The sequence below is a fragment of the Nocardioides sp. GXQ0305 genome (assembly GCF_050880345.1).
Taxonomy (GTDB): Bacteria; Actinomycetota; Actinomycetes; order Propionibacteriales; family Nocardioidaceae; genus Nocardioides.
The window spans coordinates 116192-142193 of record NZ_JBNYXG010000001.1 but is presented as its reverse complement, the minus strand read 5'-3'; the positions used below and the strand labels follow the sequence as shown (position 1 = coordinate 142193).

Genomic DNA, 26002 nt, shown 5'->3' with positions numbered 1-26002 from the left:
TCGCTGGTCGGACAACGAGCGTTGTCAACGGTGGGTTATGTCGTCACACCAGGTCGTGCACGAACTCCCCGAGCTGGGTCAGGTTGCGGCACTCGACCATCGGCACGATCTCGCGGTACGGCCCGGCCGCGGAGTCCCCCGTGTCCCAGTGCCGCGGGTGCTCGGGGTTGAGCCACCACGCGTGGCGCACCGACCCGGTCAGCGCCCGCAACGCCGGCAGCGCCAGGTCGCTGTAGTTGGAGCGGGCATCGCCGAGCACCAGCAGCGAGGTCCTGGGCCCGAGCGCGTCGGCATGGTCGGCGAGGAGCTCGGTGAAGGCCCGCCCGTAGTCGGTCCGCCCGAAGCGCGCCGCGTGGGCGCTGCTCGCCGCGAGGTCGGCCAGCACCCGTTCCGGGTCGGCACCCTGGCGGAAGTGGTGGGTCACCTCGTGCACCCGGTCGACGAAGGTGAACGCCCGGACCTTCCCGAACTGCTCCCGCAGCGCGAAGACCAGCAGCAGGGTGAACGACGCGAAGCCGGCCACCGACCCGCTGACGTCGCACAGCACGACCAGCTCGCTGCGACGGGGACGGCGCGGCCGGTGGTGGGTGGTGAGCGGGACGCCGCCGGAGGACAGCGAGGCGCGGAGCGTCCGCCGGACGTCGAGCGGTCCCCGGCGACGGGCGTGCTGCTCGCGCGTGAGCCGGGTCGCGAGCCGGCGGGCGAGCGGCTGGATCTCGCGCCGCATCCGGGCGAGGTCGTCGGCCCGGGCGGAGGTGAAGTCGAGCCGGTCGATGGTGGGTCGGACCGCCACGTCGGCAAGGTGGCCCGGGCCCTTCTCCTCGGCGATGCGACGCCGGGCATCGGCCTCGACCAGCGCGGTGAACCGACCGACCCGCCGCGCCGCAGCCCGGCGAGCCTCGTCGTCGGTGCGGCCGCGTGCGAGCAGCCCGGCCACGACCCGGTCGACGACCTCGTCCGGCGAGACCCGCCGGAGCGTGGTGTACGCCGACCAGCCCGACAGCCCGGGCGCCCGCCCCGGCATCTCGCCGAACCGTTCGACCGCCTCGACCGCCAGGTCGGCGAGGTCGCTCTCGCCACCGGACGCCAGCGTGTCGGCGAGCCGGTCCCGGAGGTCGACGAGCTCGGCCGGCCCGTCCTTCACGCCTTCCGGGCCACCGGAGTCGGCCGGTGCGGACGCCGGTCGGCCGACGAGCCGTGGGAACCACAGGTCGAAGAGCGCGTCGAACGTCGGCCGCTGGACCTGCCTCTTGACCAGCGTGGCGGCGTACGCGTCGCGGACGGTCGCCCGGTCGTCCCACGGGAGCACCGACAGCGCGGCCACCGCATCGAGGTCCTCGGCGAGCGACACCGGGACGCCGGCCGCCCGGAGTGCCTCCAGGAAGTCGACGTGACGGGCGACCAGCCCGCTCCCGGCGCCGGTCATCTGGCGAGGCCGAGCTCCTTGACGGCCCGCTCGGTGTCGGAGGCGTGCTTGAGCACCGCGCCCAGGGTGCGGGCGATGGTCTCGTCGTCGAGCGTGCCGACCTCGAGCGCGACGAGCGTGCGTGCCCAGTCGACCGACTCGGCGATCGAGGGCGCCTTGCGCAGCTCGAGCTCGCGCAGCCGGCCCACGGTGTCGACCAGCCGCTCGGCGATCCGGCGGTCCAGGTCGGGCACCTGACCGGTGACGATCTCCCGCTCGCGCTCGGAGTCCGGGTAGTCGACGTGGAGGTAGAGGCAGCGCCGCTTCAGCGCCTCGGACAGCTCGCGACTGGCGTTGGAGGTGAGCACGGCGTAGGGCCGGCGTACGGCGGCGACGGTGCCGAGCTCGGGGATCGTCACCTGGAAGTCCGACAGCACCTCCAGCAGCAGACCCTCGACCTCGACGTCGGTCTTGTCCACCTCGTCGACCAGCAGCACCGTCGGCTGCTCGCGGCGGATCGCGGTGAGCAGCGGCCGGGTCAGCAGGAACTCCTCGGTGAAGATCTGGTGGTCCAGGATGTCCTGGGCCGAAGGGGCGGTGCCGGAAGCCTGTGCCGTCGCGGCCGTTGCCTGGATGGAGAGGAGCTGCTTCTTGTAGTTCCACTCGTAGAGGGCCCGCGCCTCGTCGAGTCCCTCGTAGCACTGCAGCCGCACCAGCCCGGCGCCCGTCGCCCGGGCGACCGCCTTCGCCAGCTCGGTCTTGCCGACACCCGCCGGGCCCTCGACCAGCAGCGGCTTCTCGATCCTCCCGGCGAGGAACGCGGTCGTCGCGAGCGCCGGGTCGGCGAGGTAGCCGGCCTCGCGCAACCGCGTCGAGGCGTCGTCGGGCGAGGCGAACCAGGTCACCCGGCCATCCTCACACGGGACCTTCGACCCGTGCTCCGTCGTCCCCCGCGACGGAGACTGGAGCCGTCCCGAGAGGAGCCCGCCATGACCATTCCCGCCGAGCTGTCGTACGAGACGTGCCTGACCAGGCTGCGTGAGCACGAGGTGGGTCGCGTCGCGGTGTGCACCGCCGAGGGACCCCGCATCGTGCCGGTCAACTACTCGGTCCTCGACGACGACGCCCTCGTCATCCGGACCACCCCCTACAGCGCGCTCGGGATCCACGCCGACGGCAACCGCCTGGCGCTCGAGATCGACAGCGTCGACCTGCAGAACCGGAGCGGCTGGAGCGTCGTCGCGACCGGCACCGGCTCGCTGGTGGGCGACAGCGCCGAGCTGCGCCGCATCCACGCCTTCCGCGACCCCGGGCCGTGGGCCGGGGGGCAGCGCTGGCTGTTCGTCGCCCTCCGGTGGGACGAGCTGACCGGACGCGCGGTCGGCTCCCGCGGTGCGACCATGACAGGGTGACCGCTGACGACGGAGCCGGACCCGCGGGCGCCCTCTCACCCGACGACCGCGCCCTGCTCGACGCGGTCATGGCAGTCGGCTCCGATCTCGACCTGCACCACGTGCTCGACCGGATCGTGCGTTCGGCGTGCACCCTCACGGGCGCTGCATACGGTGCCCTCGGCGTGCTCGGCGCCGGACCTGAGCTGGCGGACTTCGTTCACCACGGCATCGGCGCGCCGCTCCGCCGGCAGATCGGCGACCTGCCCCGCGGCCGCGGCATCCTCGGGGTCCTCGTCGACGACCCCCGCCCGCTGCGCCTGGCCGACCTCCACGAGCACCCGGCGTCCGTCGGCTTCCCGGCGCACCACCCGCCGATGACGACGTTCCTGGGGGTCCCGGTCCGGGTGCGCGGGACCGTGTTCGGCAACCTCTACCTCACCGAGAAGTCCGACGGCGAGCCCTTCACGAGTCGTGACGAGGAGCTGGTCCAGGCGCTGGCCAACGCGGCCGGCTTCGTGATCGAGAACGCGCGGACCTTCTCGCGCAGCGAGCGGCAGCGCCGGTGGCTGGCGGCAACGGCACGACTCGCGGAGGTGCTGCAGCCGGGGCTCGGCCCGGAGGCGGCCCAGCAGCAGGTCGTGATCGCTGCGCGCAGTGGCTTCGGCGGCGACGACCCGGTGGCCCTGGTGTCGCTGGACGACGGCCGGCCCCACGTGCGGGCGCTCGACGGTCGCCACGGCGAACGCCTCAGGGCAGCGCTGGACGCGGCGGCCGCCAGCGTCGGCGCCGCCGTGCGCAACGAGCAGGGGACGACGCTCTCCAGTGATCCCACGGTGGTCGTGGTCCCGCTGCCGACGCGGCTGGTCCCACGAGCGGCGCTCGCCGCGCTCCGGCCGCGCGACCCGCTCGGGGAGCCGTCACCCCACGAGGAGCGCGAGCTGCTCGCCGCGTTCGCGACCCAGGCGGCGCTGGCCCTCGACCGGCTGCAGGCGGTCACCGACCGGGCCGAGCTCGCGGTCGTGAGCGACCGCGACCGGATCGCCCGCGACCTGCACGACGTGGTCATCCAGCGCCTCTTCGCCACCGGGCTCCAGCTGCAGGGACTGCGGGGCAAGGTCACCGACGACCTCGTCGGCGACCGGCTGGACCAGGCGGTGGCCGATCTCGACGACACGATCCGCGATATCCGGTCGACCATCTTCCAGCTCCGGGCGACCCGGACCGAGGGCGTGATGTCGGGGGTCCGGACGCTGGCGGACGAGTACGCCGAGCCGCTCGGCTTCGTCCCGGTGGTCCGCAGTCGCGGGCCGGTCGACACCGTGGTCGACGAGCGGATGGCCGGGGAGCTGCTGGCAGTGCTCCGCGAGGCACTCAGCAACGTCGCTCGTCACGCCGGCGCGTCCCTCGCGGTCGTCGAGCTCGTGACGGGGTCCGGCTTCCTCGAGCTGTGCGTCATCGACGACGGCGACGGCCTCCCGGGCGTGCGCAACGAGAGCGGGCTGGCCAACGCCCGCCGGCGCGCGGTCGACCTCGGCGGGGAGCTGGCGCTCGGCCCTGCCGACGGCGGCGGCACCCGCTTCGCGTGGCGGGTGCCCCTGGGCTGAGCACACCGACGCCCCCGCGGAAGGCGGAGGCGTCGTGTCGTCCCGGTCGTGACCGGGAGGCCGTCAGCGCAGCCAGTGGTTGCCGCGCACCAGGGTCGTCCGGTTCCACCACTGGCCGAGGCCCCACGTGGTGCCCGCTGCGGTGAGGGCGAGGACGATCATGCTGATCGCGCCCAGGATGTGGTCGTCGAGCACCGGGTTGTTGTCCGGCGGGAGGTAGGCCGTCCACATCAGGACGTAGAGCGCGGCGCCCGAGGCGGTGCCCACGCGCATCCCGATGCCCAGGGTCAGGGTGACACCGACACCGAGCAGGCCGATCATGAACAGCCAGTCGGCCCAGGCCGCGCCGGCGAACGACTGGTAGAAGTCCGCGAAGGGACCCTTGGTGCCGAAGGTCAGGAACCCCTCGGTCGGGCTGCCGCCGTTGATCCACGCGGCGTCCCCGAAGCGGTCCAGGGTCTCCGCGCCGGTCTCCGGGTCCACGCTGCGCCCGGTGGCGAAGCCGAGGGCCAGCAGCTTGTCGAAGAACGCCCACAGGAACGTCAGCCCGAAGGCGATCCGCAGCGCGGCGAGGGCCTGGCGGGCAGGCGTGCTCACGACGGGCGTGTCAGGGCCGGACACCGCGACCTGTCCGGCGTGAGTGGTGGTGTTCATGGTTCCTCCTCGTCTGGTGCCGCCTCGTGGTGGCACTCCCAGACTCCTGCGGCGCGCGGGTCGCCGGTCAGGGGCGAGGGTCCGAACCCGCCGGGACCAAGGTCCCGCACCCCTCAGTCGTGGCGCAGCAACCGGGAGGCGAGCACGGCGGCCTGGGTCCGGCGTTCGAGGCCGAGCTTGGCGAGGATGCTGGAGACGTAGTTCTTGACCGTCTTCTCGGCGAGGAACAGCTGCTCGCCGATCTGGCGGTTGGTGAGGCCCTCGGCGATCAGGCCGAGGATCTCGCGCTCCCGGTCGGTCAGCGCGGCCAGCTCGGCCGGCGCCTGCTCGCCGTGACGGACCCGCTCGAGGACCCGGGCAGTCAGCGCCGGATCGATCAGGGACTGCCCGGCGGCCACCCGGTGGATGGTGTCGACGAGGTCGTGCCCGCCGATCTGCTTGAGCACGTAGCCGGACGCCCCAGCGAGGATCGCCGCGAACAGCGCCTCGTCGTCGTCGTACGACGTGAGGATCAGGGCCCTGATCGTCGGGTCGACGGACCGGACGTCACGGCACACGTCGATACCGCTGCCGTCGGGCAGCCGGGCGTCGAGCACCGCGACGTCGGGACGCAGGGCCGGGATCCGGCTGGTCGCCTCGGCCGCCAGCCCCGACTCGCCCACGACCTCGATGTCGGCGTCCTCGAGCAGCTGACGCAGGCCCCGCCGGACCACCTCGTGGTCGTCGAGGAGGAAGACGCGGATGCTCATCGGGACTCCCCCGGATCGGCCGCACCGTGGCGACCCGCCCCCGCTGCGAAGCGCGCCGCGCCGTCGGCCGCCCCGCCGGCGAGCGACGCCAGCCCGAGCCGCAGCTCGTTGCGCATCGCGTCCTCGACGCGGCGCCCCTCGCCGGCGAGCAGGGACATCCGGTCGTTGCGCAGGCACTGCTGCGGCAGCGTGGACAGCCCGCGGGCCAGCTCGAGGGCTGCCTCCCGGGCACCGCCGGGCTCGACCACCCGGTCGACCAGGCCGATCCGGAGGGCCTCCTCGGCGCCGACCTCGCGGCCGGTGAGCACCAGGTCGAGGGCTCGACCGGTCCCGAGGAGCCGGGGCAGCCGGACGGTCCCGCCGTCGATCAGCGGCACCCCCCAGCGCCGGCAGAACACACCGAGCCGCGCGTCCGAGGCCGCCACCCGCAGGTCGCACCAGATCGCCAGCTCCAGCCCACCGGCGACGGCGTACCCCTCGATCGCGGCGACGACCGGCTTGGACAGCCGCATCCGGGTCGGTCCCATCGGCCCGGGTCCGTCGGGCTCCACCCGGTTGTCCATCGCCGTCAGGTCGGCCCCGGCGCAGAAGGTGCCACCAGCCCCGGCGAGCACGGCGGCCAGCTGGGTGTCGTCCTCGTCGAAGGCCTCGAAGGCATCGGCCAGGTCGTCGGCCGTACGGCGGTCGACGGCGTTGCGTCGCTCCGGCCGGTCGATGGTCACGACCGTGACCGGCCCGTCCCGCTCACTGCGTACGGTCATGGGGCCATCCTGCCGTGTCGACGCCACCCCGGGGACTCCGGCGCAGCGGGTCGCCCGTCGCCGCCTCCTCACCGACGTGCGTGGTCGGTCAGGGTGCGGTGAACGCCGGCGGACCACCGCGCAGGGCGCGACCGACCGCGTCGTCGTCGGAGAAGAAGTTCGGCGTCCGGCCCTCGTCGTCGTAGTACCGGTGGAACACCGGGGTCTGCGACCCCGACATCGGCGGCACGATCCAGCTCCAGTCGGCCGGGCAGCTGCGACCGGTCTCCTCCTCGCGCTCCAGGTGGGTGAGGAACCTGCGGGACTCGGTGTGGTGGTCGGTGATGGTCACCTCGTTGGCACGGAACGAGTGCAGCACGGCGCGGTTGAGCTCGACCAGGGCCTGGTCACGCCAGAGGGTCGCCTCGTCCGAGGTGTCCAGCCCCATCCGGCGGGCGACCTCGGGGACCAGGTCGTAGCGGTCCCGGTCGCCCAGGTTGCGGGCACCGATCTCGGTGCCCATGTACCACCCGTTGAACGGTGCGCAGGGGTAGGAGACGCCCCCGATGACCAGCCGGTTGTTGCTGATGACCGGAACGGCGTGCCACCGCAGGCCCAGGTCGGCGAACCAGGCCAGGTCGGGGTGCTCGAGCGGGACCTCGTGCACGGCGGGCCCGGGGACCGGGAACATCCGCGCGCCCTCCTCGGCGGTCTCGACGACGAGCGGGAGCACGTCGAAGGCCCCGCGCGGCTCGGGCGGTTGCCACCCGTGCCGGAGCATGGTCTCGGTGAAGTCCCGGTAGCGCGGGTCGCCGAGGACCCGACCGCCCGGCTGCTCGTACCCGGCGTACCGGATCAGCTGCTCGCTCCAGATCCTGGGGGCGGGCCTGGAGGGCGTCTCGGGGGCGAACACGCTGATCAGCGGCCGGATCCTGCCTCCGTTGTGGGCGGCCTGCAGGTGCGCGAAGCAGTGCCCTGCCACGCCCTCGGCGTCGGAGACCTTGCGCAGGTCGCGCACCTGCAGGCTGCGCCAGTACAGCCGACCGATGCACCGCGCGTTGTTGCGCCAGGCGGCGCGGGCGCCGAACGCCAGCTCCTCGGTGGTGTGCCAGTAGCTCCCGGTCGCGTCGATCTCCCACATCACCTCGTCGATCCGCGGCTGCAGGGGGCCGACGTGGGGGTTCTCGGCGTGGAAGAGCTCGAGGAACTCCACGGCCTCGTCCCGGTCCACCGCAGCGCCGGGGGCGGTGCCGGGGGTGGGCCGGCTGGCGATCCTCTGCGCGGGTCCCGCCCGGCCGTTGTGGGCAGGGCAGTTCTCGTCTCGCGTCAACATGTCATTCCTTCGGGGGGTGTGCCGCGGGGGGTCGGCGTGGTCAGCGCGAGCCGGAGGAGTCCGGACCGTGCCCGTTCGAGGGGGCGCGGGGGTCCTTCCACTCGTCGAACAGCGGGTCGCTCCGGAGCGGGGACGCCGCCTCGGCGCCCGGGTCGTCGGAGGGCGGGGAGGCCCCGACCCGGTCGATCTCCGATGCGAACGAGTCCACGATCGACCGCATCTGGGCCTGGGCCGACCGCGCGTACGAGCTGACCTGCTGCCCGGCGGTGTCGAGGGCCTCCTCGACGATCTTGCGCTCGTGCGCGCGGGCCTGGCCGATGCGCTCGCGGGCGTCCCGGCTGGTGTCCTCGACCATCTGCTCGGCCACGAGCTGGGCCTGGCTGAACAGCTCGACGACCTGCTCGTTCACGCGGTCACCGACCTGCTCGTACTCGTCCAGCTCGCCCTGCACTCGCTGGAGCTCGCCCTGGAGGCGCTGGTTCTCGGCCCGAGAGCCGCCGAGCTCCCGCTCGGTGGCCTGCACCTGGTCGGCCAGCTCGTCGAGGTAGGCGTACACCTGCTCCTGGTCGAGGCCTCCCAGCATCCGGCGCTGGAAGGTCTCCTCCCGGATCGACTGGGGGGTCTGGTGGCGTGCGGAATCGTGGGGGTGGGGGGTGGTGGTCACCTGATGTCTCCTGACCTGGTCAGCTCTGGCTCTGCGGACGTGTGGTCGTCCGCCGGGTAGTAGAAGTGCTCGTACTTGACGTGCTCGGGCGGCATGCCGGAGGCGGCGAGCCGCTGCAGGGTGTGCGCGACCATCTGCGGTCCGCCGCACACCATGGCGGTGCGCTCGAAGAGCGCCTGTCGGGCGGCGACGGCACCGACCTTCCCTCGCGTGCCGGGGTACGACGGGTCGTCGGAGACGACCTCGGTGTACTCGAACCACAGCCGCTCCCGGGCGAGCTCGCGCAGCCTGGGACGGTCGTAGAGGTGCCAGGGCATCCGGACGCCGTGGAGCAGGTGGACCCGGGGGGCGGTGCGCGAGTGCTGCCACTCGTGGTCGATCTGCTCGATGACGGCGAGGAGGGGGGCGAGGCCGGTGCCCCCGGCGACCATCAACAGGTCCCGGTCGTCCCGGGGCTGTCGGGTGAGCCGGTCGCCCACCGGGGCGCCGAGCTTCACGGAGTCGCCCACCTTCAGCGAGCGCACCACCGCGGGGCTCACCTGGCCTCCGTCGATCTGCTGCACGTGCAGGTCGATCGAGCCGTCCGCGCGAGGCGCGTTGGCCGGGCTGAAGTACCGCCACTGCCGGGGCCGCTGCGGAACCTCCATCGACAACGACTGGCCGGGGGCGTAGGGGACCGGGCGGCTGGGCTGGAGGCGCAGCTGCGTCAGGTCCATGGTCCGGCGCTCGATCGAGACCACGTCGGCGTCCCACCAGTCCGGGCTGGACTCCGACGACGTCTCCGCCGCCTCGACCATGATCCGGGCGATCACCTGGTAGGCCGCCGTCCAGTGCAGGGCGAGCTCCTCGTCCCAGTCGGACCCCAGGAAGTGCTTGAGGGTCGCGCAGAGCGAGGCGCCGACCGCGTCGTAGTGCTCCGAGACGACGGCGTACTTGCGGTGGTCGCGGCCCAGGTGCTGGAGGAAGGCCTCGTCGCTGCCCATCTGGTGCGCGTTGCTGACGATCCGACCGAGGGCGCTGACGAACTTGTCGCGCTGCCCGACCATCGAGATCGGGAACATCGACCGAACCTCGGGGTGCGACACGAAGAGGTGCGAGTAGAAGTACAGCGCCACCTGTTCCCCGTGCGTGGTCACCCGGTCCCAGCTGCGCTGCAGGGCATGTGTATCCACCGGGCTGCCGCTATCGGTTCCGCGGAAGCAGCTCCCCGGACGGAGTTGGAGGCCCCTCGCGGGGCCGCAGGCGTGGCCGCGACGCGGCGATGAGGACAGGTGGGTACTGCATCGACAAGGGTTCCCTCCCAGCTCAGTCCCCCGTCGTGCTCACCCCCGTCGTCCCGCGCCCTCCCTCAGGCACGGGTCGAGACCGAATCCTCGGAATCAAGCCTGCGACGATACAGACGCGGGGGCGCGCTGGCCAGTCCGGAGCAACGACCAACCGAGAGAGCCCCGAAAAGCCGACAGCCGGACCTGCATCCGCAGGTCCGGCTGTCCGGGATGTCCTGAGACATCACATGGCTGGCGGTGGCGGAGGGATTTGAACCCTCGGTGGACTTGCGCCCACAAACGCTTTCGAGGCGTTCTCCTTAGGCCGCTCGGACACGCCACCGCCGGGAAGGCTACCGGAGGGCGCCGGGGCCCCCGAAATCGTCCGCACCTCGTGGATCAGGGGGTCCAGTCGGGGCGCCGACCGACGGCGGCGAGCAGCCGCTCGAGGTCGGAGGCGTCGTCGGCGATCGACACCCGCGGCCCGAACAGCCCGCTGCCGTCGTTCGCGCCGGGAGCGTCGAACGACTCGACGAACGCGCGGCAGGTGGCGACCGCGGCCGGGTCGGCGGCGTACGGCGTGCCGGTGGCGGACGCCAGGTCCCAGCCGTGGACGACGACCTCGTTCAGCCCGACCAGGGCGGCCTCGCCGGCCTCCATCTCGATCGGTCCGGCCTCGGTACGTCCCTCGAACGCGCCGGGCGTGGTCGCCCACGCGTCGCCGAGCTCGTGGAGGGCCGCGGCGATCCGGTCGCGCCAGCCGTCCTCGAGGCGCGAGCCGTCGACCTCCGGGCCGCTGGTCATCCCGAGCGGCTGCTTGCGCGCGGACATGGTGAACGCGACCGCCAGGCCGCCGAGGTGGTCGAGCAGGTCGGCGACCGACCAGTCCGGGCAGGGCGTCGTCCGGTCGAGGGTGTCCTCGGGCACGGCGGCGACCACCGCAGCGGTCGCGCGGACGGCAGGGCGCAGGTCCAGGGTGCTCATGGCGGTGCCGACCGCACCGGCGCACCGGATTCACCGGTGACCGGCGAAGAACTCCTCGAGCAGGGCGGTCGACTCCTCGGCACGGACGCCGCCGACCACCTCGGGCCGGTGGTTGAGGCGCCGGTCACGGACGACGTCCCACAGCGACCCGACGGCTCCGGCCTTGGGGTCGAAGGCGCCGAAGACCAGCCGGTCGACCCGGGCCAGTACCGCCGCGCCCGCGCACATGGTGCACGGCTCGAGGGTGACCACCAGGGTGCAGCCCTCGAGCCGCCACCCCTCGAGGCGGGCGGCCGCGGCGCGCAGGGCCACGACCTCGGCGTGCCCCGTCGGGTCGGACTGCGCCTCCCGCACGTTGCGGCCGACGCCGACGACCGATCCGGAGGCGTCGACGACGACCGCGCCGATCGGGACGTCACCGGTGGCCAGCGCGGCGCGCGCCTCGTCCAGGGCCGCCTCCATGGCCGCCCCCCAATCGGGCGGGGCGTACGGCGTCACGCTCAGGCCGAGGCCAGGCCGACGTGCTCGTCGAAGAGCGCGCCGAAGCCGATCCGGCGGGCCACGTCGGAGAGCATCTCGTCCGGGTACAGGTCGAAGTCGTCGAGCAGCACGCCCATGTCCATGGCCGGCATCCCGAGGTCACCGAGCAGGTCGAGGTCGCCGGCCGGCACCTGGGCGTCGTCGTCCTCCGGCGGGGGGAGGCCGAGGTGGTCGACCGCCGACGCCGCCAGCTCCCACTCGTCGGCCGCGGTGATGTCGGACAGGAGCACCCGGGTCGAGGCTCCGGCGACGCGCACCACCAGGAAGAAGTCCTCGTCGATCGCGACCATGCCGAGCGCCCCGCCGTCACCGGGGAACCGGCGCAGCGCGTGGGAGAGCGTGTCGACGTCGGCGAGCACGTCGTGGGCGAGCTCCTGGAGCTGCCAGACCCCTTCCTCGCGGAACGCGGCCAGGGCGAAGTCGACCCCGTCCAGCTGGTCGGCCATCACGGATCTCCTTCCCGGGCCCCGCGTCGTCGGTCGGATCCAGAGTGACAGAGGCGGCGAGGGACGGTCCAGTGCCTTCCCGCGGTCGGAGATGCCCCCAGCGATAGGCTCCGCGGCATGCGCACGCACGTCGCCGACCACCCCCTCATCGCCCACAAGCTGACCTACCTGCGCGACGAGTCGACCGACTCGCCGACGTTCCGGCGGCTGGCCGACGAGCTGGTGACGCTGCTGGCCTACGAGGCCACGCGCGACGTGCGGGTGTCGCCGAAGGAGATCACCACGCCCGTCGCGCCGACCACCGGCGTCAAGCTGGCGCGCCCCAAGCCGCTGGTGGTGCCGATCCTGCGGGCGGGCCTCGGGATGCTCGACGGCATGATGCGGCTGCTGCCGACGGCCGAGGTCGGCTTCCTCGGCATGGTCCGCAACGAGGAGACCCTGGAGGCGTCGACGTACGCCGAGCGGCTGCCCGACGACCTGTCCGGCCGGCAGTGCTACGTCCTCGACCCGATGCTCGCGACGGGCGGCACGCTGGCCGCCGCGATCCGGTTCCTCACCGACCGCGGCGCCAACGACATCACCGCGCTGTGCCTGCTCGCGGCGCCCGAGGGCATCGCGCGGGTCGAGGAGGAGCTCGCCGACCTCGCCGTCCCGGTGACCGTGGTGACCGGCGCGATGGACGAGAAGCTCAACGACAAGGGCTACATCGTGCCGGGCCTCGGTGACGCCGGCGACCGCCTCTACGGCGTCGCCGACTGACCGACCTCGGCGGCCACCCGCTTCGGGAGGCTGACCGAGACCGTCGTCCCCACCCCCTCGCTGGAGGAGACCGCGATCCGGCCGCCGTGCCGCTCGACGATCGCCTGCACGATCGTCAGCCCCAGACCGGTGCCCTGGATCGCCTGGGCCGTCGCGGTCGACGCGCGGAAGAAGCGCGTGAACAGCTGGTCCTGCTCGTCGGCCGGGATGCCCATGCCGGTGTCGAGGACGACCACCTCGACCTGGTCGCAGAGCTCCCGCACGACCAGCTCCACGCGGCCGCCGTCGGGGGTGAACTTCACCCCGTTGCCGATCAGGTTCAGGACCAGCCGCTCCACCTGCTCGGGGTCGCCCTCGTGCCGGACCGGCTCGTCGGGCAAGCGCAGCACGGTGTCGAGGTGGCGGGTCGCCAGCAACGGCCCCAGTGCGTCGTACGCCGCCCGCGCGGCGTCGCGCAGGTCGCACTCCACCGGCTGGAACCGCATCTCGCGCGCCTCGATCTGCGAGAGCAGCAGCAGGTCCTCGACGAGCAGGAGCAGCCGGCGGCCGTTGCGCTCGAGCCGGTTGACCACCGCCCGCTGCTCGGCGGCGAGCTCACCCACGGCACCGTCCTCGAGCAGCTCGACGTAGCCGATCATGCTCGTGAGCGGCGTGCGCAGCTCGTGGCTCACGGTCGCCACGAAGTCGGCCTTGACCTGCTCGAGCTCCTGGAGCCGCTCGACGGCGGCGCGCTCGCGGTCGAGGGCGGCGACCAGCGCCGCGTGAGCGGCCTCGCGCTCGGTGACGTCGTCGGCGACGCAGAGGTAGCCGGACCGTGCGCCCAGCTCGTCCAGCACCTCGGTGACCACCAGCGACAGGGCCCGGACGTCACCGTCGGGGCGGCGTACCTGCCAGAGGTGGCGGTCCTCCTCGGCGGCCACCGACGAGGCGCACAGGTCGGCGAACACCGGAAGGGAGCCGAGCCGGCCGGCGTGCCGGCCCAGCTCGGCGTCGCTGAAGAGCAGGTCGGCGGGCCCGCCCACCACGTCGGTGGCCGAGCGTCCGAACATCGCCTCGGCGCCGGGGTTGAAGACCACTACCTGGCCGTCGCTCCCGACCGACAGCACCGCCGAGCCGGTGGCCGAGTCGACCAGGCGCTCCAGGGTCTGCTGGCGAGCCTGCGCGCGGGCGGCGGACATCCGCTGCTGGGTGGTCATCACCGACAGCGGCAGCAGGATGAGGGCGCAGTCGATCAGGAAGAGCTGGAGGTAGCCGACCACCAGCTCGGCGGGGAGGTCGTAGCGGCCGCCGAGCGCGTACACCGGGCCGAGCTGGAGCGTGGTGACGACGGTGGCGATCACGCCGACCCCGAGCAGCAGCAGGCTGGCCTCGCGCAGCGTGCCCCGGAACGCCAACCACCCGAACATCGGCATCACGGCGAAGACCAGCGGCGGCGCGGCGGTGAGGCCGAAGATCACGATGGTCGTGCCCAGGACGAGGACCACCTGCGCCAGCCGCTCGTTGCGCGGTGCGTACGGCGCGAACTCCGGCCCCTCGAGGAACAGCGGCAGCAGCATCAGCTGGGCCGCCGCGTGCGTGCCGAAGGTGGCGATCGCGGCCAGGAGGGGGTTGCCGACGTCGGCGAGGAACAGCGTGCCGGCGACACCGGCCGCCGCGACGGCCGAGCCCAGCGTGGCGGCGGCGATCAGCCGCGAGACGTCGCCCTCCTCCACGAGGCCGACCGGTCGTGACCCCAGCCCCTGGCGGAGCCGTCGCCAGGCGACCCACGAGCCGAGCACCGACGAGACCGCGGAGCCGAGGGCGACCAGGGCGGCGTCGCCGACCAGCAGGTGCGCGACCACGATCAGCGCGCCGGCGAGGGCGGCGACCCCGGTCCGGCTGCTCCGGTCGACGACGACGAGCAGCCCGGTCAGCAGGCCGGCGGCCGGCCAGGCGACGGGAACCCCGCTCGCGGTGTCGGCGGCGCGGAGCAGCGCCCACGACGAGCCGAGCACGACGACCAGCAGGAGCGCCACCCGGTGGCTCCTGCGCAGGACCGGCAGGCGCGACGTCACGCTGCTGGTCGGTGTCTCCCGTGACACTCGGTCCTCCCCATGTCCGGACCTCGTCCACAGGAAGTATGGGCTGGTCCCGACACGGCCGCAGGAGAATCGGCGAGCCTAGAGCGTCTTCACGGCGCTGAGCAGCTTGCCCATCGTCTCCTTGGCGTCGCCGAAGAGCAGCGTGGTCTTCTCGTCGAAGAGCAGCTCGTTCTCGATGCCGGCGAAGCCGGGACGCATCGAGCGCTTCATGAACACGATCTGCTTGGCCTGGTCGGCGTTGAGGATCGGCATCCCGTAGATCGGGGCTCCGGGGGTGGTCTTGGCGGCGGGGTTGACCACGTCGTTGGCCCCGACGACGAGCACGACGTCGGCGTCCTTGAAGTCGGCGTTGATGTCGTCCATCTCGCGCAGCTGCTCGTAGGGCACCTGCGCCTCGGCGAGGAGCACGTTCATGTGGCCGGGCATCCGGCCGGCGACCGGGTGGATCGCGTAGTCGACCTGGACGTCACGCTCGCCGAGGACGTCGACCAGCTCGCGCAGCGAGTGCTGGGCCTGGGCGACCGCCAGGCCGTAGCCGGGGACGATGATGACGCGGTCGGCGTACCCCAGCATGATCGCGGCGTCCTCGGGGCCCGCCGAGCGCACCGGCCGGTCTGACGCCTCGCCGCCGCCGAGCGTCGACCCGCCCTTGAGCGCCCCGAACAGGATGTTGGCGACCGAGCGGCCCATCGCCCGGGCCATCAGCAGGGTGAGGAAGGTTCCGGCAGCGCCGACGAGGGTGCCGGCGACGAGCAGCAGGGTGTTGGACAGCACGTAGCCGCCGGCGGCGACCGTCAGTCCGGTGAACGCGTTGAGCAGCGAGATCACGATCGGTACGTCGGCGCCGCCGACCGGCAGCACCAGCAGCAGCCCGAAGCCCAGGCCGACCAGGCCGAGCAGGATGCCCGCCCACATCGCCGGCTCCACCACGAGGTACGCCGACAGCCCCACCGCCGCGAGCAGCAACGCCCCGAAGGCGACGGGGAGGCCCGGGAACACCACCGGGCGCGAGGTCATCAGCTCCTGGAGCTTGGCGAAGGTGACGACCGACCCGGCGAACGAGACCGAGCCCACGGCGACGGTGAACGCGGTGGCCACCAGGACGAACCAGCCCACGTCGGCCGCGGCGCCCTCGGCCACCACCACCTCGAGCTCGAGCAGGGCCACCAGCGCCGCGGCGCCGCCGCCGACCCCGTTGAACAGCGCCACCATCTGGGGCATCTGGGTCATCTGCACCCGACGCGCGCCGTAGACGCCGCCGACCGTCCCGACCGCGATCGCGGCCAGGATCAGCGGGACGTTGTCCATCTGCTCCAGGTAGAAGAACGGCAGCGCGCACGCGACCACGGCCGCGGCCGCGCCGATGAGATTGCCGGCGCGGGCTGTGCGCGGGCCGGAGAGCCCCTTCAGGGCCAGGATGAACGCGACCGCGCAGACCAGGTAGGTCAGCTGCGCCCAGGTGGGGATCACGCGGCGGCTCCGCTCTCGCTGGCGCTCTTGGGCGGCTTCCTCCGCGTGAACATCTGCAGCATCCGGTCGGTGACGACGAACCCGCCCACCATGTTGACCGCGGCCAGCACGATCGCGACCAGGCCGACGACCAGGGCCACCCCGTGGGCGTGCGCGGTGACGATGATCGCGCCGAGCAGGATCACCCCGTGGATCGCGTTGGCGCCCGACATCAGCGGGGTGTGCAGCGTCGAGGAGACCTTCGAGATCACCTCGATGCCGACGAAGACGCTGAGCACGAAGATCGTCAGCCAGACGATGGGCTCACTCATGGACGCGTTCTCCTTCCACCGCCAGGCGCGTGGGCTCGTGCAGGATCGCCCCGTCGCGGGTGACGCAGGCGCCGGCGACGATCTCGTCGTCGGGGTCGGGGGCGAACGAGGATGTGCCCGCCTCGTCGTCGCGGGCGGTCATCAGGGTGACCAGGTTGACGACGTTCTGGGCGAGCAGCCGGGACGCCGGGCCCGGCATCTGGCTCGGCACGTTGCGGCCGCCCCACACCTGGGCGTTGCCGATCCGGACCACCTCGCCGGGCTCGGAGCCCTCGACGTTGCCGCCCGACTCCGCGGCCAGGTCGACGACGACCGACCCTGGAGACATCTGCTCGACCATCGCGCGGGTGACCAGCAGGGGTGCTGCCCGACCGGGCACCGCGGCGGTGGTGATGAGGGCGTCCGCCCGCGCGACGTACGGCGTCATCAGCTCCCGCTGCCGCGCGGCCCGGTCGTCGGTCATCTCGCGGGCGTACCCACCCGTCCCCTCCAGGGTCTCGAGGTCGAGCTCGATCGGCTTGGCCCCCATCGATGCGATCTCCTCGGCGGCGGCCGCGCGGACGTCGTAGGCCTGGACGACCGCACCCAGCCGGCGGGCGGTGGCGATCGCCTGCAGGCCCGCGACGCCGGCGCCGAGGACGACGACCTGCGCGGGCTGGACCGTGCCGGCCGCGGTCATGCTGAGCGGGAAGAACCGGCGCAGCATCCCGGCGGCCACGATCGCGCACCGGTAGCCCGAGACCAGCGCCTGCGACGACAGCGCGTCCATCGACTGCGCACGCGAGATGCGCGGCACCAGCTCGAGCGAGTACGACGTGACTCCGCCGTCGCGGTAGGCCGCGACCAGCTCCGGCTCGAGCTGGGTCGGGAGGAAGGACAGGGTCGAGGTGCCGGCCGGGAGCCGCCGGGCGGTCGCGAGGTCGAGCGGTTGCACCGACGCGACCAGCGTCGCGCCGGCCAGCGCCGCCTCGTCGAGGACGGCGCCGGCCTCGGCGTACTCCTCGTCGGCGATGAGGGCATGGGTGCCGGCCCCCGGCTCGACGGCGACCTCGTAGCCCAGGTCGGTGAGCTTGCCGACCAGCTCCGGCACCATCGCCACGCGGGTCTCGCCGTCCCTGGACTCCCTGGCCACTGCGATCCTCACGCAGCCGAACCTAGGGGACATCCCGGTGTGCGGACAGACATCTCACCGCGCGCCGGGTGATTCATCCGACAGGGAACTCCTCGACCACCTCGTGGCGGGGCCGGTTGCGCGGGCCCTGACCGAGGTGCGAGGCGACCAGCGACACCGTCGTCGTGGTCCACTCCGGGCCCTTGTAGGCGTCCAGCAGCCGCACCCACGACGACACCTCTGCCGGCCGGCCGAGCCGGGCGACGGTCAGGTGCGGACGGAACCGCTGGCCGTCCACGGCCACCCCGGCCTTGGTCGCGGCAGCGCGAGCGCCGGTGGCCATCCGGCCGAGCTCGGTCCGTCCCGCCTCGTCGAGGTGCAGCCCCGCCCAGAGCACCCGGGCGCGGCCGGCGTTCGGGAAGGCGCCGCCCCCGGCGATCCGGGTGGTGGTCGGCGTCCGCCGGTGGGCGGCCCGCTCCAACCGCTCCACGAGGTCGTCGAGCTTCCGGTCCGGCACCTCGGCCAGGAACGCGAGCGTGAGGTGGACCTGCTCGGCCAGGGTCCACCGGAACGCCCCGCTCTCCCGCCGTACCGCCAGGAACTCGTCGAGGTCCTCGACCGCCTCCTCCGGTGGGCGGAGCGCGACGAACATCCGCATGGGTGGTGACGGTAGTTCAGTGACGAACGGCCCCTCCGACCGGCGGGTCAGGGGCCATTCGTCACTGGAGTACCGCAGTTGTCGCCTCAGCCGACGGTGGTGCCGAGCAGGGAGCCGATCAGGTAGGTGACGGCCATGGCGAAGGCGCCGCCACCGACGTTGCGGACGACGGCGGGGGTGGTGCGGCCGTAGCCCAGCCGTGCGCTGGTCCAGCCGGTGGCGGCCAGCGCGACGACGACCGCGACGACCGTCACCCAGAGCCGTACGGCGGGCGGGGTCAGCGTGATCGTCAGCAGCGGCAGGAGTGCGCCGAGCGTGAAGGACAGCATCGACGCCCCGGCCGCCTGCCACGGGCTGGTGAGCTCGTCGGGGTCGATGCCGAGCTCGACCTCCGCGTGGGCGGCGAGGGCGTCGTGCTCGGTCAGCTCGCGGGCGACCTGCAGCGCGAGGTCCTCGTCGAGCCCGCGCTCGACGTACAGGCCGGCGAGCTCCGCGAGCTCGTCCTCGGGGGCCTCGGCCAGCTCCCGTCGTTCCCTGGCGAGCAGCCCCTCCTCGGAGTCACGCTGGGTGCTGACCGACACGTACTCCCCGGCTCCCATGCTGAGGGCGCCGGCGGTCAGGCCGGCGATCCCGGCGATGGCGATCGTGGTCGAGTCGCTGGTCGCCCCGGCGACCCCCATCACGATGCCGGCGGTGCTGACGATGCCGTCGTTGGCGCCGAGCACCCCCGCGCGCAGCCAGTTGAGCCGGTTGCCGATCCCGGTGTGCGGCTCGCCCGCGTGCGGACCGGCGTCGACGCCGTCCGGCGTGAGGTCGGCGGTCATGCCCCGATCGTCCTGCGACCCGGAAGGCCCCGCAAGCAAGGCGAGGCACACCTGCGGCGGTCGTTGCTCCTCGGGGCTCGCGGGCGAGTCTGCGGGTTCGTGACCGTTGCTTCGGTCACGAACCTCCGGTTTCCCCGGCCGGCCGGGGAAACCGCAGCCGGCCGGCTACAATCCCAGATCGCGCCCGATCAGCATCTTCATGATCTCGTTGGAGCCGGCCCAGATCTTGGTGACCCGGGCGTCGCGCCAGGCACGGGCGACGCGGTACTCGTTCATGTAGCCGTAGCCGCCGTAGACCTGGACGCAGTGGTCGAGGACGTCGTTCTGCACCTGCGAGGTCCACCACTTCGCCTTGGCGGCGTCGACAGCGGTCAGCTCGCCGCGGGTGTGGGCCAGCACGCACTGGTCGACGTAGGCCTGGGTCACCTCGACCCGGGTGACGAGGTCGGCGAGCAGGAACTGGGTGTTCTGGAACGAGCCGATCGGTTGCCCGAACGCCGTGCGCTCCTGGGCGTAGGCGATCGTCTCGTCGAGGATCTGCGCGGCGTGGGCGAGGTTCGTGATCGCCGAGCCGAGCCGCTCCTGCGGCAGGAACTGCATCATCGAGATGAAGCCGGTGTCGAGCTCGCCGATCAGGTCGTCATCAGTGACGCGCACGTCGTCGAAGGCCAGCTCGGCGGTGTCGGACTCGTCCTGGCCGACCTTGTCGAGCACCCGCCCGACCGAGAAGCCGGCGCTGGAGGTGTCGACGCCGAACAGCGAGATCCCCTTGGCCTTCTTCTCCGGCGAGGTCCGCGCTGCCACCACCACGAGGTCGGCCGAGCCGCCGTTGGTGATGAAGGTCTTCGACCCGTTCAGGACCCACTCGTCGCCGTCGCGGACCGCAGTGGTCCTGAGCGCGGCGAGGTCGGATCCGCCCGACGGCTCGGTCATGCCGATGGCGGTGAGCAGCTCGCCGGAGCAGAACCGCGGCAGCCAGCGCTCCTTCTGCTCGTCGCTGGTCAGGTGGACGAGGTACGGCGCCACGATGTCGGCGTGGATGCCGACACAGCTCGGCAGGGTCATGTTGACCTTGGCGAGCTCCTCGGTCAGCACCGCGTTGAAGCGGTAGTCGCGGGCCTCCATGCCGCCGTACTGCTCGGGGACCTCGAGGCCGAGGAAGCCCTGCTTGCCCGCAGCGAGCCAGAAGTCGCGGGGCAGGCCGTGGGACTCGGCGTGCTCGTCGAGGTGGGGGACCACCTCGCGCTCGAGGAACTCCCTGATCGAGCCGCGGAAGGCCTCGTGGTCCTCGTCGTAGATCGTGCGCTCCATGGGCCCGATGTTACTCGCGAGTCACCACGAGGGGCGAGTCGAGGGAAACGGCCACGCGGAGCATGACGTCGTGCGACCCTTGCGGCACGAATCTTGAGGGAGCGCGCGCCATGACCGAGTCCACGTCGCTGTCGAACGCACGCGCCCGGGACGACGGCTGGGGCTACGACGGGGCCCGCAAGGCGCTGCGGCTGATCGCCGAGGACGCCCGCCGGCGGACCGACTTCCGCACCTGCGAGATCGAGGTGCTGCGCCCCGACGACATGCTGGAGTTCGTCGCGATCGCCGGCAACGACGACGCCGACGACGAGATGCTGCGCCGGGCCACGCCGTTCTCCGCGATGGCGCTCACGCTCGGCCTCGGCGCGGAGTACGGCGAGTGGACCTTCGTCGCCCAGGAGTGGCTGACGCGCGAGGCGGTCGAGCAGCTGCGGGCGTACTGCTGGATCCCCGAGATCGAGGACACGGGCGCGCCGGACCAGTGGCGTGCCCTCGACGTGCTCGTGGCGCGGATCGTCGACGACCGCGGCCAGCTGCGGGCCCTGATGTACCTCGACGAGCCCCACTCGGGCAGGCGGCCCACCCCCGGCGAGCTGCGCCGGCTCGACGAGGACCTGCGCCTGGTGGTCCGGGCCGTCCTCACCGCGATCGAGCGCGAGGAGCTCAGCCAGCAGGTCCGGCTGACCACCACCGCGCAGGAGGTGGTCCGGACCGCGTCCCGCCGCCTCGGCTACCGCGAGCTCCTCCCCGAGACCCGGAAGCTGCTGGCCGACGGGTTCCGCGCCGACGACCTCGCCGTGCTGGTGCACACCGACCCGCCGCCGGACCTCGACCCCGGCTCCCCGGTGCGGCTCCCCGCCGGCCTGCTGACGGCGGCCACCGACGCGGCCCGCCGGGCCTGGCGGGACCAGACGGTCGTGATCGCGGAGCCGGGCCAGGTGTGGGGCGACGACCGGCTCGACGCCCACCACCGCGCCGAGCTCACCCTGCACCTCGTCCAGCACGGGGCCGGTGCGCTGGTGCTGGCCCCCATCGGGGCCGGCCCGGAGCCGCTGGGGCTGATGCTGATCGCGCGTCGCGTGGGCGAGGCGCGCTGGACGCAGAGCGAGAGCGTGGCCGCCCTCGAGGTGGGGCACGACCTCGGGCGCGCGATCCTCAACACCCGGGCCCACGACCGCGAGCTGCAGCTGATCGCCGAGCTCACCCGCCTCGACGAGCACCGGTCTCGGCTGATCTCGACCGTCGCGCACGAGCTGAAGAACCCGCTCGGCGTGATCACCGGCCACCTGGAGCTGCTCGGGGGGATGGCGGACCTCACCGAGCCGGTGGGCAGGTCGCTGACCGCCATGGAGCGCAGCTCGGCGCGGCTCCGCTCTCTCGCCGACGACCTGCTCCTCCTGAGCCGGATGGAGACGGCCGCGCTGCCGCCGTCCCGCTCCCGGGTCCCGCTCGCGCCGATCCTCGCCGAGGTCGTCGAGGACGCCGACCTCACCTCGGGCGCCGACGCGCCGCGGATCGCGCTGGGCGACCACGGGGCGGAGCTCGCGGTGGCCGGCGACCGGGAGGAGCTGTGCCGCCTGGTGAGCAACCTGGTCGGCAACGCCGTCAAGTACAGCCGGCCCGGCGGGGAGGTGCGGCTCGCGCTCACGCGGGTCGGGCAGCACGTCGTCTTCGAGTGCTCCGACGACGGCATCGGCATCTCGACCGAGGACCAGCACCACCTCTTCAGCGACTTCTTCCGCTCCACCAACCCGGAGGCCCTGGCCCGGCCGGGGACCGGTCTCGGCCTGTCGATCGTGCACCGGATCGCCACCCGGCACGGCGGTCGGATCGGGGTCACCTCCGAGCTCGGCGTGGGCACCACGTTCACGGTGACGCTCCCGGCGGCCTGACCACGTAGCGTCGGAGCCGTGAGGACTCCGCGCGCTGCCCGGACCGCCGCGGCTGGGGTGGTGCTGCTCGGCGCCGTGCTCGCGGGGTGCGCGGACCCGGTGGAGCGGGAGGCGCGCTCCCCCTCGTCCACCGCGGAGTCCACCTCGGAGCCCAGCCCGGAGCCCAGCCCGGAGCCCAGCCCGGAGCCCAGCCCCCAGGACCGTGCCCCGGGCGCGACCCTCGCCCCCTCGCCCCGCGGCACCGGACCGGAGAGCACCGACGGCACGCTCGACGCGGCGGCGTACGGCGCCGGCAGCACGCCGCCGCGCTGGCTGTCCGAGCGCGAGCTGCCCGAGCGTCCGGACGGGTACGGCGTGGTGCGGCCGACGCCGCCGGAGCTGCGCCGCCGCGCCTTCACCCTCCGCGACACGGTGCCGATGCTGCCCGGACGGGGCTACGCGTCACGCATCGTCTCGCCGGCGCCCCGACGGGTCGTCGACCGGTCGACGTGGGAGCCCGGTTGCCCGGTCGCCCGCGACCAGCTGGCCTGGCTGCGGCTGACGTTCCGGGGCTTCGACGCCGAGCGGCACACCGGCGAGGTGCTGGTCAACGCCGCGGCCGTCGACGACCTCGACACGGTGTTCCGGCGCCTCTGGGAGGCGCGGTTCCCGATGGAGCAGGTGGTGATCGTCGAGTCGATCGACGAGGAGGCGCCCCCGACCGGCGACGGCAACGGCACCGGCGGCTTCGTGTGCCGGGCGGTCACCGGCGGCACGTCGTACTCCCAGCACGCCTACGGGCTCGCCGTCGACGTCAACACCTTCCAGAACCCCTACGCGAACGACGGGCTGGTCGTCCCGGAGCGGGCCTCGGCCTACCTGGCCCGCGACCGGGTCCGGCCGGGCATGGTCACTCCCGACGGTCCGGTGGTCGAGGCGTTCGCCGACATCGGCTGGGAGTGGGGTGGCGACTGGACCAGCCTGAAGGACTGGCAGCACTTCAGTGCGAACGGTCGGTGACCCCCCGGTTAGGCTTTGATCGATCCAACATGAGCAGGCGCACTCCCCCACGACCAGGAACGAGGTCCCCCGTGCAGGTCTGGCCGGGCAATGCCTACCCGTTGGGCGCGACGTACGACGGCCGCGGCACCAACTTCGCGCTGTTCAGCGAGGTCGCGGAGCGGGTCGAGCTGTGCCTGTTCGAGGTCGGGCCGCGCGGCGGCTTCACCGAGCAGCGGATCGAGCTGACCGAGGTCGACGCCTACGTGTGGCACGGCTACCTGCCGGAGGTGGGTCCCGGGCAGCGCTACGGCTACCGCGTGCACGGGGCCTACGAACCCGAGCGCGGGCTGCGCTGCAACCCGAACAAGCTGCTGCTCGACCCCTACGCCAAGGCGACCACCCGCGAGATCGACTGGGACCAGTCGCTGTTCGGCTACACGTTCGGCGACCCCGACAGCCGCAACGACGACGACTCGGCGGCCCACATGACGCTCGGCGTCGTCATCAACCCCTACTTCGACTGGGAGGGCGACCGGCACCCGCGCACGCCGTACAACGAGTCGATCATCTACGAGGCCCACGTCAAGGGACTCACCGAGCTGCACCCGGACGTGCCCGAGCAGTACCGGGGGACCTACGCCGGCCTCGCGCACCCCGCGGTCATCGAGCACCTGCAGAAGATCGGGGTCACCGCGATCGAGCTGATGCCGGTCCACCAGTTCATCCAGGACTCCACGCTGCTCGAGAAGGGGCTGCGCAACTACTGGGGCTACAACACGCTGTCGTTCTTCGCACCGCACTCGGCGTACGCCGCCAGCGGCGAGGGCCAGCAGGTCCAGGAGTTCAAGGCGATGGTGAAGGCGCTGCACGCGGCCGGCATCGAGGTGATCCTCGACGTGGTCTACAACCACACCGCGGAGGGCAACCACCTCGGCCCGACGCTGAGCTTCAAGGGCATCGACAACCCGGCCTACTACCGGCTGGTCGAGGACGACCAGCGCTACTACATGGACTACACCGGCACCGGCAACAGCCTCAACGTGCGCCAGCCCCACTCGCTCCAGCTCATCATGGACTCGCTGCGGTACTGGGTCACCGAGATGCACGTCGACGGCTTCCGGTTCGACCTCGCGGCCACGCTGGCGCGCGAGTTCTACGACGTCGACAAGCTCTCCACGTTCTTCGAGATGGTGCAGCAGGACCCCGTCGTGAGCCAGGTGAAGCTGATCGCCGAGCCGTGGGACATCGGACCCGGCGGCTACCAGGTCGGCGGCTTCCCGCCGCTGTGGACCGAGTGGAACGGTGCCTACCGCGACACCGTCCGCGACTTCTGGCGGGGCGAGCCGTCGGTCGGCACCTTCGCCTCCCGGCTCGCCGGCTCCGCGGACTACTACGAGCATTCCGGCCGGCGGCCGATCGCCTCGATCAACTTCGTGACGGCCCACGACGGCTTCACGCTGCGCGACCTGGTCTCCTACAACGAGAAGCACAACGAGGCGAACGGCGAGGACGGCAACGACGGCGAGAGCCACAACCGCTCCTGGAACCACGGCGTGGAAGGACCGACCGACGACCCCGAGGTGCTGGAGCTGCGGGCGCGGGCGCAGCGCAACTTCATCACCACGCTGCTGCTGAGCCAGGGGGTCCCGATGCTGCTCCACGGCGACGAGCTCGGCCGCACACAGCAGGGCAACAACAACACCTATGCCCAGGACTCCGAGCTGTCGTGGGTGCACTGGGACAAGGTCGACCAGCCGCTGGTGGAGTTCACCGCCGCCGTCGCCCGGCTGCGTGCCGAGCACCCGACGTTCCGCCGCAAGCGGTTCTTCACCGGCACCACGGTGCGCACGGGCGACGGCACGCGGCTCAACGACATCGTCTGGCTGGACGTCGACGCCACCCCGATGGAGGGCGAGGACTGGCAGGCCGACGGCGGCGCCGTGCTCGGCATGTACCTCAACGGCCACGGCATCCCCGGCACCGACCCCACGGGCAACCCGGTCACCGACGACCACTTCCTGCTGTGGTTCAACGCCGGCGCCGAGCCGGTGTCGGCCACCCTCCCCTCCGAGGAGTACGCCGCCGCCTGGGACGTCGTCATCGACACCGGTGACGCGGTCGGCGACGACCGCCCCCACCCCGCCGGCGCGGTCGTCGAGCTCGCCGGACGCAGCGTCGTCGTCCTGCGCCAGCACACCGCCCCCGAGGTCGAGCCCGACCACTCGGTCGCGGCGTCGATCAAGGCGCAGTCCGGCAACGGCGCTTGATGGCGAGCCGTCTCGGCTGGTCGACCTGGGCGCTCGGCGCGACGCTCGCGGCGGCCGCCGGGCTCGTCGCACCGAACCAGCCGGAGGTCTTCTACGGCGGAGCCGCCTGCCAGCTCGCTCCGTGCGGCACGCTGGAGGACCCGGCACGGTGGCGCGCGATGTGGTGGCTGTGGAGCGCCGGCGCGGCGCTGGTCGCGACCGGCGTGTTCGTGGTCGTGTCCGGGCTGCCGGGCGGCCGGCGGCCAGCGATCCCCGGCTGGCGGTGGCTGCTGGCAGTCGGGTTCGCAGCCGTCTGCTGGGTGGCCGTCGCCGGTCTGGCCCTCCTGGCGGGGCTGCTGGGCTCCGCCCAGCTCGCGGCTGCCGTGCCCGTCGCGTGCGCGCTGCCGATCGGCGTCGCGATCCACGCCGTCCTGCTGGGCACCCGACCCGCGAGCCGTCGGTCCGCCCTGGCCACCGCGCTGGTCTGCGCTCCCGGCCCCCTCCTCGCTGCCGGCTACCTGCTGCTCGGGTGAGCCGCCGCAGGCAGTGGTGACACGGCCGGGCCCGGCATGTGGAACAG

Annotated in this window: 25 protein-coding genes and 1 tRNA gene; 7 read left to right on the top strand and 19 right to left on the bottom strand. The window is 72.9% G+C overall.

All coding sequences use genetic code 11. From position 1 onward, the window contains the following. Nucleotides 1–43: 43 nt before the first annotated feature. Nucleotides 44–1426, bottom strand: a complete 1383-nt coding sequence (locus tag ACQ1X7_RS00655; RefSeq protein WP_432476216.1) for a vWA domain-containing protein — start codon at nucleotides 1424–1426, stop codon at nucleotides 44–46. Beyond that, on the bottom strand, nucleotides 1423–2310 hold the full coding sequence (locus ACQ1X7_RS00650; RefSeq protein ID WP_432476215.1) for an AAA family ATPase: 888 nt from the start codon (nucleotides 2308–2310) through the stop codon (nucleotides 1423–1425). Before ACQ1X7_RS00650 ends, ACQ1X7_RS00655 begins: the two co-directional genes overlap by 4 nt. A gap of 84 nt (nucleotides 2311–2394) precedes the next feature. On the opposite strand from ACQ1X7_RS00650, the gene ACQ1X7_RS00645 reads away from it, so the two are divergent. Then, nucleotides 2395–2817, top strand: coding sequence for a pyridoxamine 5'-phosphate oxidase family protein (locus tag ACQ1X7_RS00645; protein ID WP_432476214.1), 423 nt, complete (start codon nucleotides 2395–2397; stop codon nucleotides 2815–2817). Next, nucleotides 2814–4403: a GAF domain-containing protein gene (locus ACQ1X7_RS00640; protein WP_432476213.1), complete on the top strand. Its 1590-nt coding sequence runs from the start codon at nucleotides 2814–2816 to the stop codon at nucleotides 4401–4403. Before ACQ1X7_RS00645 ends, ACQ1X7_RS00640 begins: the two co-directional genes overlap by 4 nt. 63 nt (nucleotides 4404–4466) lie before the next feature. Here the strand turns inward: ACQ1X7_RS00640 and ACQ1X7_RS00635 are convergent, their stop codons facing one another. The 10 genes from ACQ1X7_RS00635 to ACQ1X7_RS00590 all read right to left on the bottom strand — a co-directional run bounded on the left by ACQ1X7_RS00635 (nucleotide 4467) and on the right by ACQ1X7_RS00590 (nucleotide 11778). Continuing rightward, the gene (locus ACQ1X7_RS00635; RefSeq protein WP_432476212.1) at nucleotides 4467–5057 is read right to left on the bottom strand and encodes a hypothetical protein; all 591 of its coding nucleotides are present in this window, start codon (nucleotides 5055–5057) and stop codon (nucleotides 4467–4469) included. A 113-nt stretch (nucleotides 5058–5170) separates the two neighbouring features. After that, nucleotides 5171–5806: a response regulator gene (locus ACQ1X7_RS00630; protein ID WP_432476211.1), complete on the bottom strand. Its 636-nt coding sequence runs from the start codon at nucleotides 5804–5806 to the stop codon at nucleotides 5171–5173. After that, nucleotides 5803–6567: a crotonase/enoyl-CoA hydratase family protein gene (locus tag ACQ1X7_RS00625; protein WP_432476210.1), complete on the bottom strand. Its 765-nt coding sequence runs from the start codon at nucleotides 6565–6567 to the stop codon at nucleotides 5803–5805. Before ACQ1X7_RS00625 ends, ACQ1X7_RS00630 begins: the two co-directional genes overlap by 4 nt. Nucleotides 6568–6655: 88 nt before the next feature. Further along, complete coding sequence (locus ACQ1X7_RS00620) at nucleotides 6656–7879, bottom strand: nitric oxide synthase oxygenase (RefSeq protein WP_432476209.1); 1224 nt, start codon at nucleotides 7877–7879, stop codon at nucleotides 6656–6658. Between the two features lie 40 nt (nucleotides 7880–7919). Then, the gene (locus ACQ1X7_RS00615; protein ID WP_432476208.1) at nucleotides 7920–8543 is read right to left on the bottom strand and encodes a DivIVA domain-containing protein; all 624 of its coding nucleotides are present in this window, start codon (nucleotides 8541–8543) and stop codon (nucleotides 7920–7922) included. Then, complete coding sequence (locus ACQ1X7_RS00610; RefSeq protein WP_432476207.1) at nucleotides 8540–9715, bottom strand: globin domain-containing protein; 1176 nt, start codon at nucleotides 9713–9715, stop codon at nucleotides 8540–8542. The genes ACQ1X7_RS00615 and ACQ1X7_RS00610 overlap by 4 nt, the downstream gene beginning before the upstream one ends. Before the next feature lie 346 nt (nucleotides 9716–10061). Beyond that, nucleotides 10062–10151, bottom strand: a tRNA-Ser gene (locus ACQ1X7_RS00605). Between the two features lie 56 nt (nucleotides 10152–10207). Then, a complete protein-coding gene (locus ACQ1X7_RS00600) occupies nucleotides 10208–10792 on the bottom strand; it encodes a TIGR03086 family metal-binding protein (protein ID WP_432476206.1) in 585 nt (194 codons plus the stop codon). A 30-nt stretch (nucleotides 10793–10822) separates the two neighbouring features. Further along, on the bottom strand, nucleotides 10823–11290 hold the full coding sequence (locus tag ACQ1X7_RS00595) for a nucleoside deaminase (protein ID WP_432476205.1): 468 nt from the start codon (nucleotides 11288–11290) through the stop codon (nucleotides 10823–10825). Between the two features lie 2 nt (nucleotides 11291–11292). Next, the gene (locus ACQ1X7_RS00590) at nucleotides 11293–11778 is read right to left on the bottom strand and encodes a tRNA adenosine deaminase-associated protein (RefSeq protein ID WP_432476204.1); all 486 of its coding nucleotides are present in this window, start codon (nucleotides 11776–11778) and stop codon (nucleotides 11293–11295) included. Nucleotides 11779–11895: 117 nt separating this feature from the next. Between ACQ1X7_RS00590 and upp the strand changes: the two genes are divergently transcribed. Then, nucleotides 11896–12537, top strand: coding sequence for a uracil phosphoribosyltransferase (upp, locus tag ACQ1X7_RS00585; protein ID WP_432476203.1), 642 nt, complete (start codon nucleotides 11896–11898; stop codon nucleotides 12535–12537). Here the strand turns inward: upp and ACQ1X7_RS00580 are convergent. The 7 genes from ACQ1X7_RS00580 to ACQ1X7_RS00550 form a co-directional block, all read right to left on the bottom strand. Continuing rightward, a complete protein-coding gene (locus ACQ1X7_RS00580) occupies nucleotides 12519–14552 on the bottom strand; it encodes an ATP-binding protein (RefSeq protein WP_432476202.1) in 2034 nt (677 codons plus the stop codon). The two genes, upp and ACQ1X7_RS00580, sit on opposite strands and share 19 nt — an antisense overlap. Before the next feature lie 144 nt (nucleotides 14553–14696). Further along, nucleotides 14697–16088 carry an NAD(P)(+) transhydrogenase (Re/Si-specific) subunit beta gene (locus tag ACQ1X7_RS00575; protein WP_432476201.1) on the bottom strand — a complete coding sequence of 464 codons (1392 nt, stop codon included), beginning with the start codon at nucleotides 16086–16088 and terminating at the stop codon, nucleotides 14697–14699. Further along, nucleotides 16085–16399, bottom strand: coding sequence for an NAD(P) transhydrogenase subunit alpha (locus tag ACQ1X7_RS00570; protein WP_432476200.1), 315 nt, complete (start codon nucleotides 16397–16399; stop codon nucleotides 16085–16087). The genes ACQ1X7_RS00575 and ACQ1X7_RS00570 overlap by 4 nt, the downstream gene beginning before the upstream one ends. Continuing rightward, nucleotides 16392–17543: an NAD(P) transhydrogenase subunit alpha gene (locus ACQ1X7_RS00565; protein WP_432476199.1), complete on the bottom strand. Its 1152-nt coding sequence runs from the start codon at nucleotides 17541–17543 to the stop codon at nucleotides 16392–16394. Before ACQ1X7_RS00565 ends, ACQ1X7_RS00570 begins: the two co-directional genes overlap by 8 nt. Before the next feature lie 61 nt (nucleotides 17544–17604). Beyond that, nucleotides 17605–18168, bottom strand: coding sequence for an RNA 2',3'-cyclic phosphodiesterase (gene thpR / locus ACQ1X7_RS00560; protein ID WP_432476198.1), 564 nt, complete (start codon nucleotides 18166–18168; stop codon nucleotides 17605–17607). 86 nt (nucleotides 18169–18254) lie between these two features. Continuing rightward, nucleotides 18255–18992, bottom strand: coding sequence for a VIT1/CCC1 transporter family protein (locus ACQ1X7_RS00555; protein WP_432476197.1), 738 nt, complete (start codon nucleotides 18990–18992; stop codon nucleotides 18255–18257). Between the two features lie 165 nt (nucleotides 18993–19157). Further along, nucleotides 19158–20303, bottom strand: coding sequence for an acyl-CoA dehydrogenase family protein (locus tag ACQ1X7_RS00550; protein ID WP_432476196.1), 1146 nt, complete (start codon nucleotides 20301–20303; stop codon nucleotides 19158–19160). Nucleotides 20304–20413: 110 nt separating this feature from the next. On the opposite strand from ACQ1X7_RS00550, the gene ACQ1X7_RS00545 reads away from it, so the two are divergent. From ACQ1X7_RS00545 to ACQ1X7_RS00530, 4 genes are all read left to right on the top strand, one after another. Beyond that, nucleotides 20414–22195 (top strand): sensor histidine kinase, encoded by a 1782-nt coding sequence (locus ACQ1X7_RS00545; RefSeq protein WP_432476195.1) that lies wholly within the window; start codon nucleotides 20414–20416, stop codon nucleotides 22193–22195. Nucleotides 22196–22213: 18 nt separating this feature from the next. After that, on the top strand, nucleotides 22214–23194 hold the full coding sequence (locus tag ACQ1X7_RS00540) for a M15 family metallopeptidase (protein ID WP_432476194.1): 981 nt from the start codon (nucleotides 22214–22216) through the stop codon (nucleotides 23192–23194). Nucleotides 23195–23265: 71 nt separating this feature from the next. After that, a complete protein-coding gene (gene glgX, locus ACQ1X7_RS00535) occupies nucleotides 23266–25443 on the top strand; it encodes a glycogen debranching protein GlgX (RefSeq protein ID WP_432476193.1) in 2178 nt (725 codons plus the stop codon). Further along, entirely contained in the window at nucleotides 25443–25955 is a 513-nt protein-coding gene (locus ACQ1X7_RS00530) for a hypothetical protein (protein ID WP_432476192.1), read from the top strand. Before glgX ends, ACQ1X7_RS00530 begins: the two co-directional genes overlap by 1 nt. The last annotated feature ends 47 nt before the right edge of the window (nucleotides 25956–26002 follow it).

What these genes read in the sequence shown, in the direction of transcription:
- ACQ1X7_RS00600 (WP_432476206.1), bottom strand. Translation starts at nt 10,792, where the DNA reads ATGAGCACCCTGGACCTGCGCCCTGCCGTCCGCGCGACCGCTGCGGTG.
- thpR (WP_432476198.1), bottom strand. Translation starts at nt 18,168, where the DNA reads ATGCGGATGTTCGTCGCGCTCCGCCCACCGGAGGAGGCGGTCGAGGAC.
- ACQ1X7_RS00590 (WP_432476204.1), bottom strand. Translation starts at nt 11,778, where the DNA reads ATGGCCGACCAGCTGGACGGGGTCGACTTCGCCCTGGCCGCGTTCCGC.
- ACQ1X7_RS00625 (WP_432476210.1), bottom strand. Translation starts at nt 6,567, where the DNA reads ATGACCGTACGCAGTGAGCGGGACGGGCCGGTCACGGTCGTGACCATC.
- upp (WP_432476203.1), top strand. Translation starts at nt 11,896, where the DNA reads ATGCGCACGCACGTCGCCGACCACCCCCTCATCGCCCACAAGCTGACC.
- ACQ1X7_RS00645 (WP_432476214.1), top strand. Translation starts at nt 2,395, where the DNA reads ATGACCATTCCCGCCGAGCTGTCGTACGAGACGTGCCTGACCAGGCTG.
- ACQ1X7_RS00620 (WP_432476209.1), bottom strand. Translation starts at nt 7,879, where the DNA reads ATGTTGACGCGAGACGAGAACTGCCCTGCCCACAACGGCCGGGCGGGA.
- ACQ1X7_RS00655 (WP_432476216.1), bottom strand. Translation starts at nt 1,426, where the DNA reads ATGACCGGCGCCGGGAGCGGGCTGGTCGCCCGTCACGTCGACTTCCTG.
- ACQ1X7_RS00630 (WP_432476211.1), bottom strand. Translation starts at nt 5,806, where the DNA reads ATGAGCATCCGCGTCTTCCTCCTCGACGACCACGAGGTGGTCCGGCGG.
- ACQ1X7_RS00530 (WP_432476192.1), top strand. Translation starts at nt 25,443, where the DNA reads ATGGCGAGCCGTCTCGGCTGGTCGACCTGGGCGCTCGGCGCGACGCTC.
- ACQ1X7_RS00550 (WP_432476196.1), bottom strand. Translation starts at nt 20,303, where the DNA reads ATGGAGCGCACGATCTACGACGAGGACCACGAGGCCTTCCGCGGCTCG.
- ACQ1X7_RS00570 (WP_432476200.1), bottom strand. Translation starts at nt 16,399, where the DNA reads ATGAGTGAGCCCATCGTCTGGCTGACGATCTTCGTGCTCAGCGTCTTC.
- ACQ1X7_RS00555 (WP_432476197.1), bottom strand. Translation starts at nt 18,992, where the DNA reads ATGACCGCCGACCTCACGCCGGACGGCGTCGACGCCGGTCCGCACGCG.
- ACQ1X7_RS00635 (WP_432476212.1), bottom strand. Translation starts at nt 5,057, where the DNA reads ATGAACACCACCACTCACGCCGGACAGGTCGCGGTGTCCGGCCCTGAC.
- ACQ1X7_RS00545 (WP_432476195.1), top strand. Translation starts at nt 20,414, where the DNA reads ATGACCGAGTCCACGTCGCTGTCGAACGCACGCGCCCGGGACGACGGC.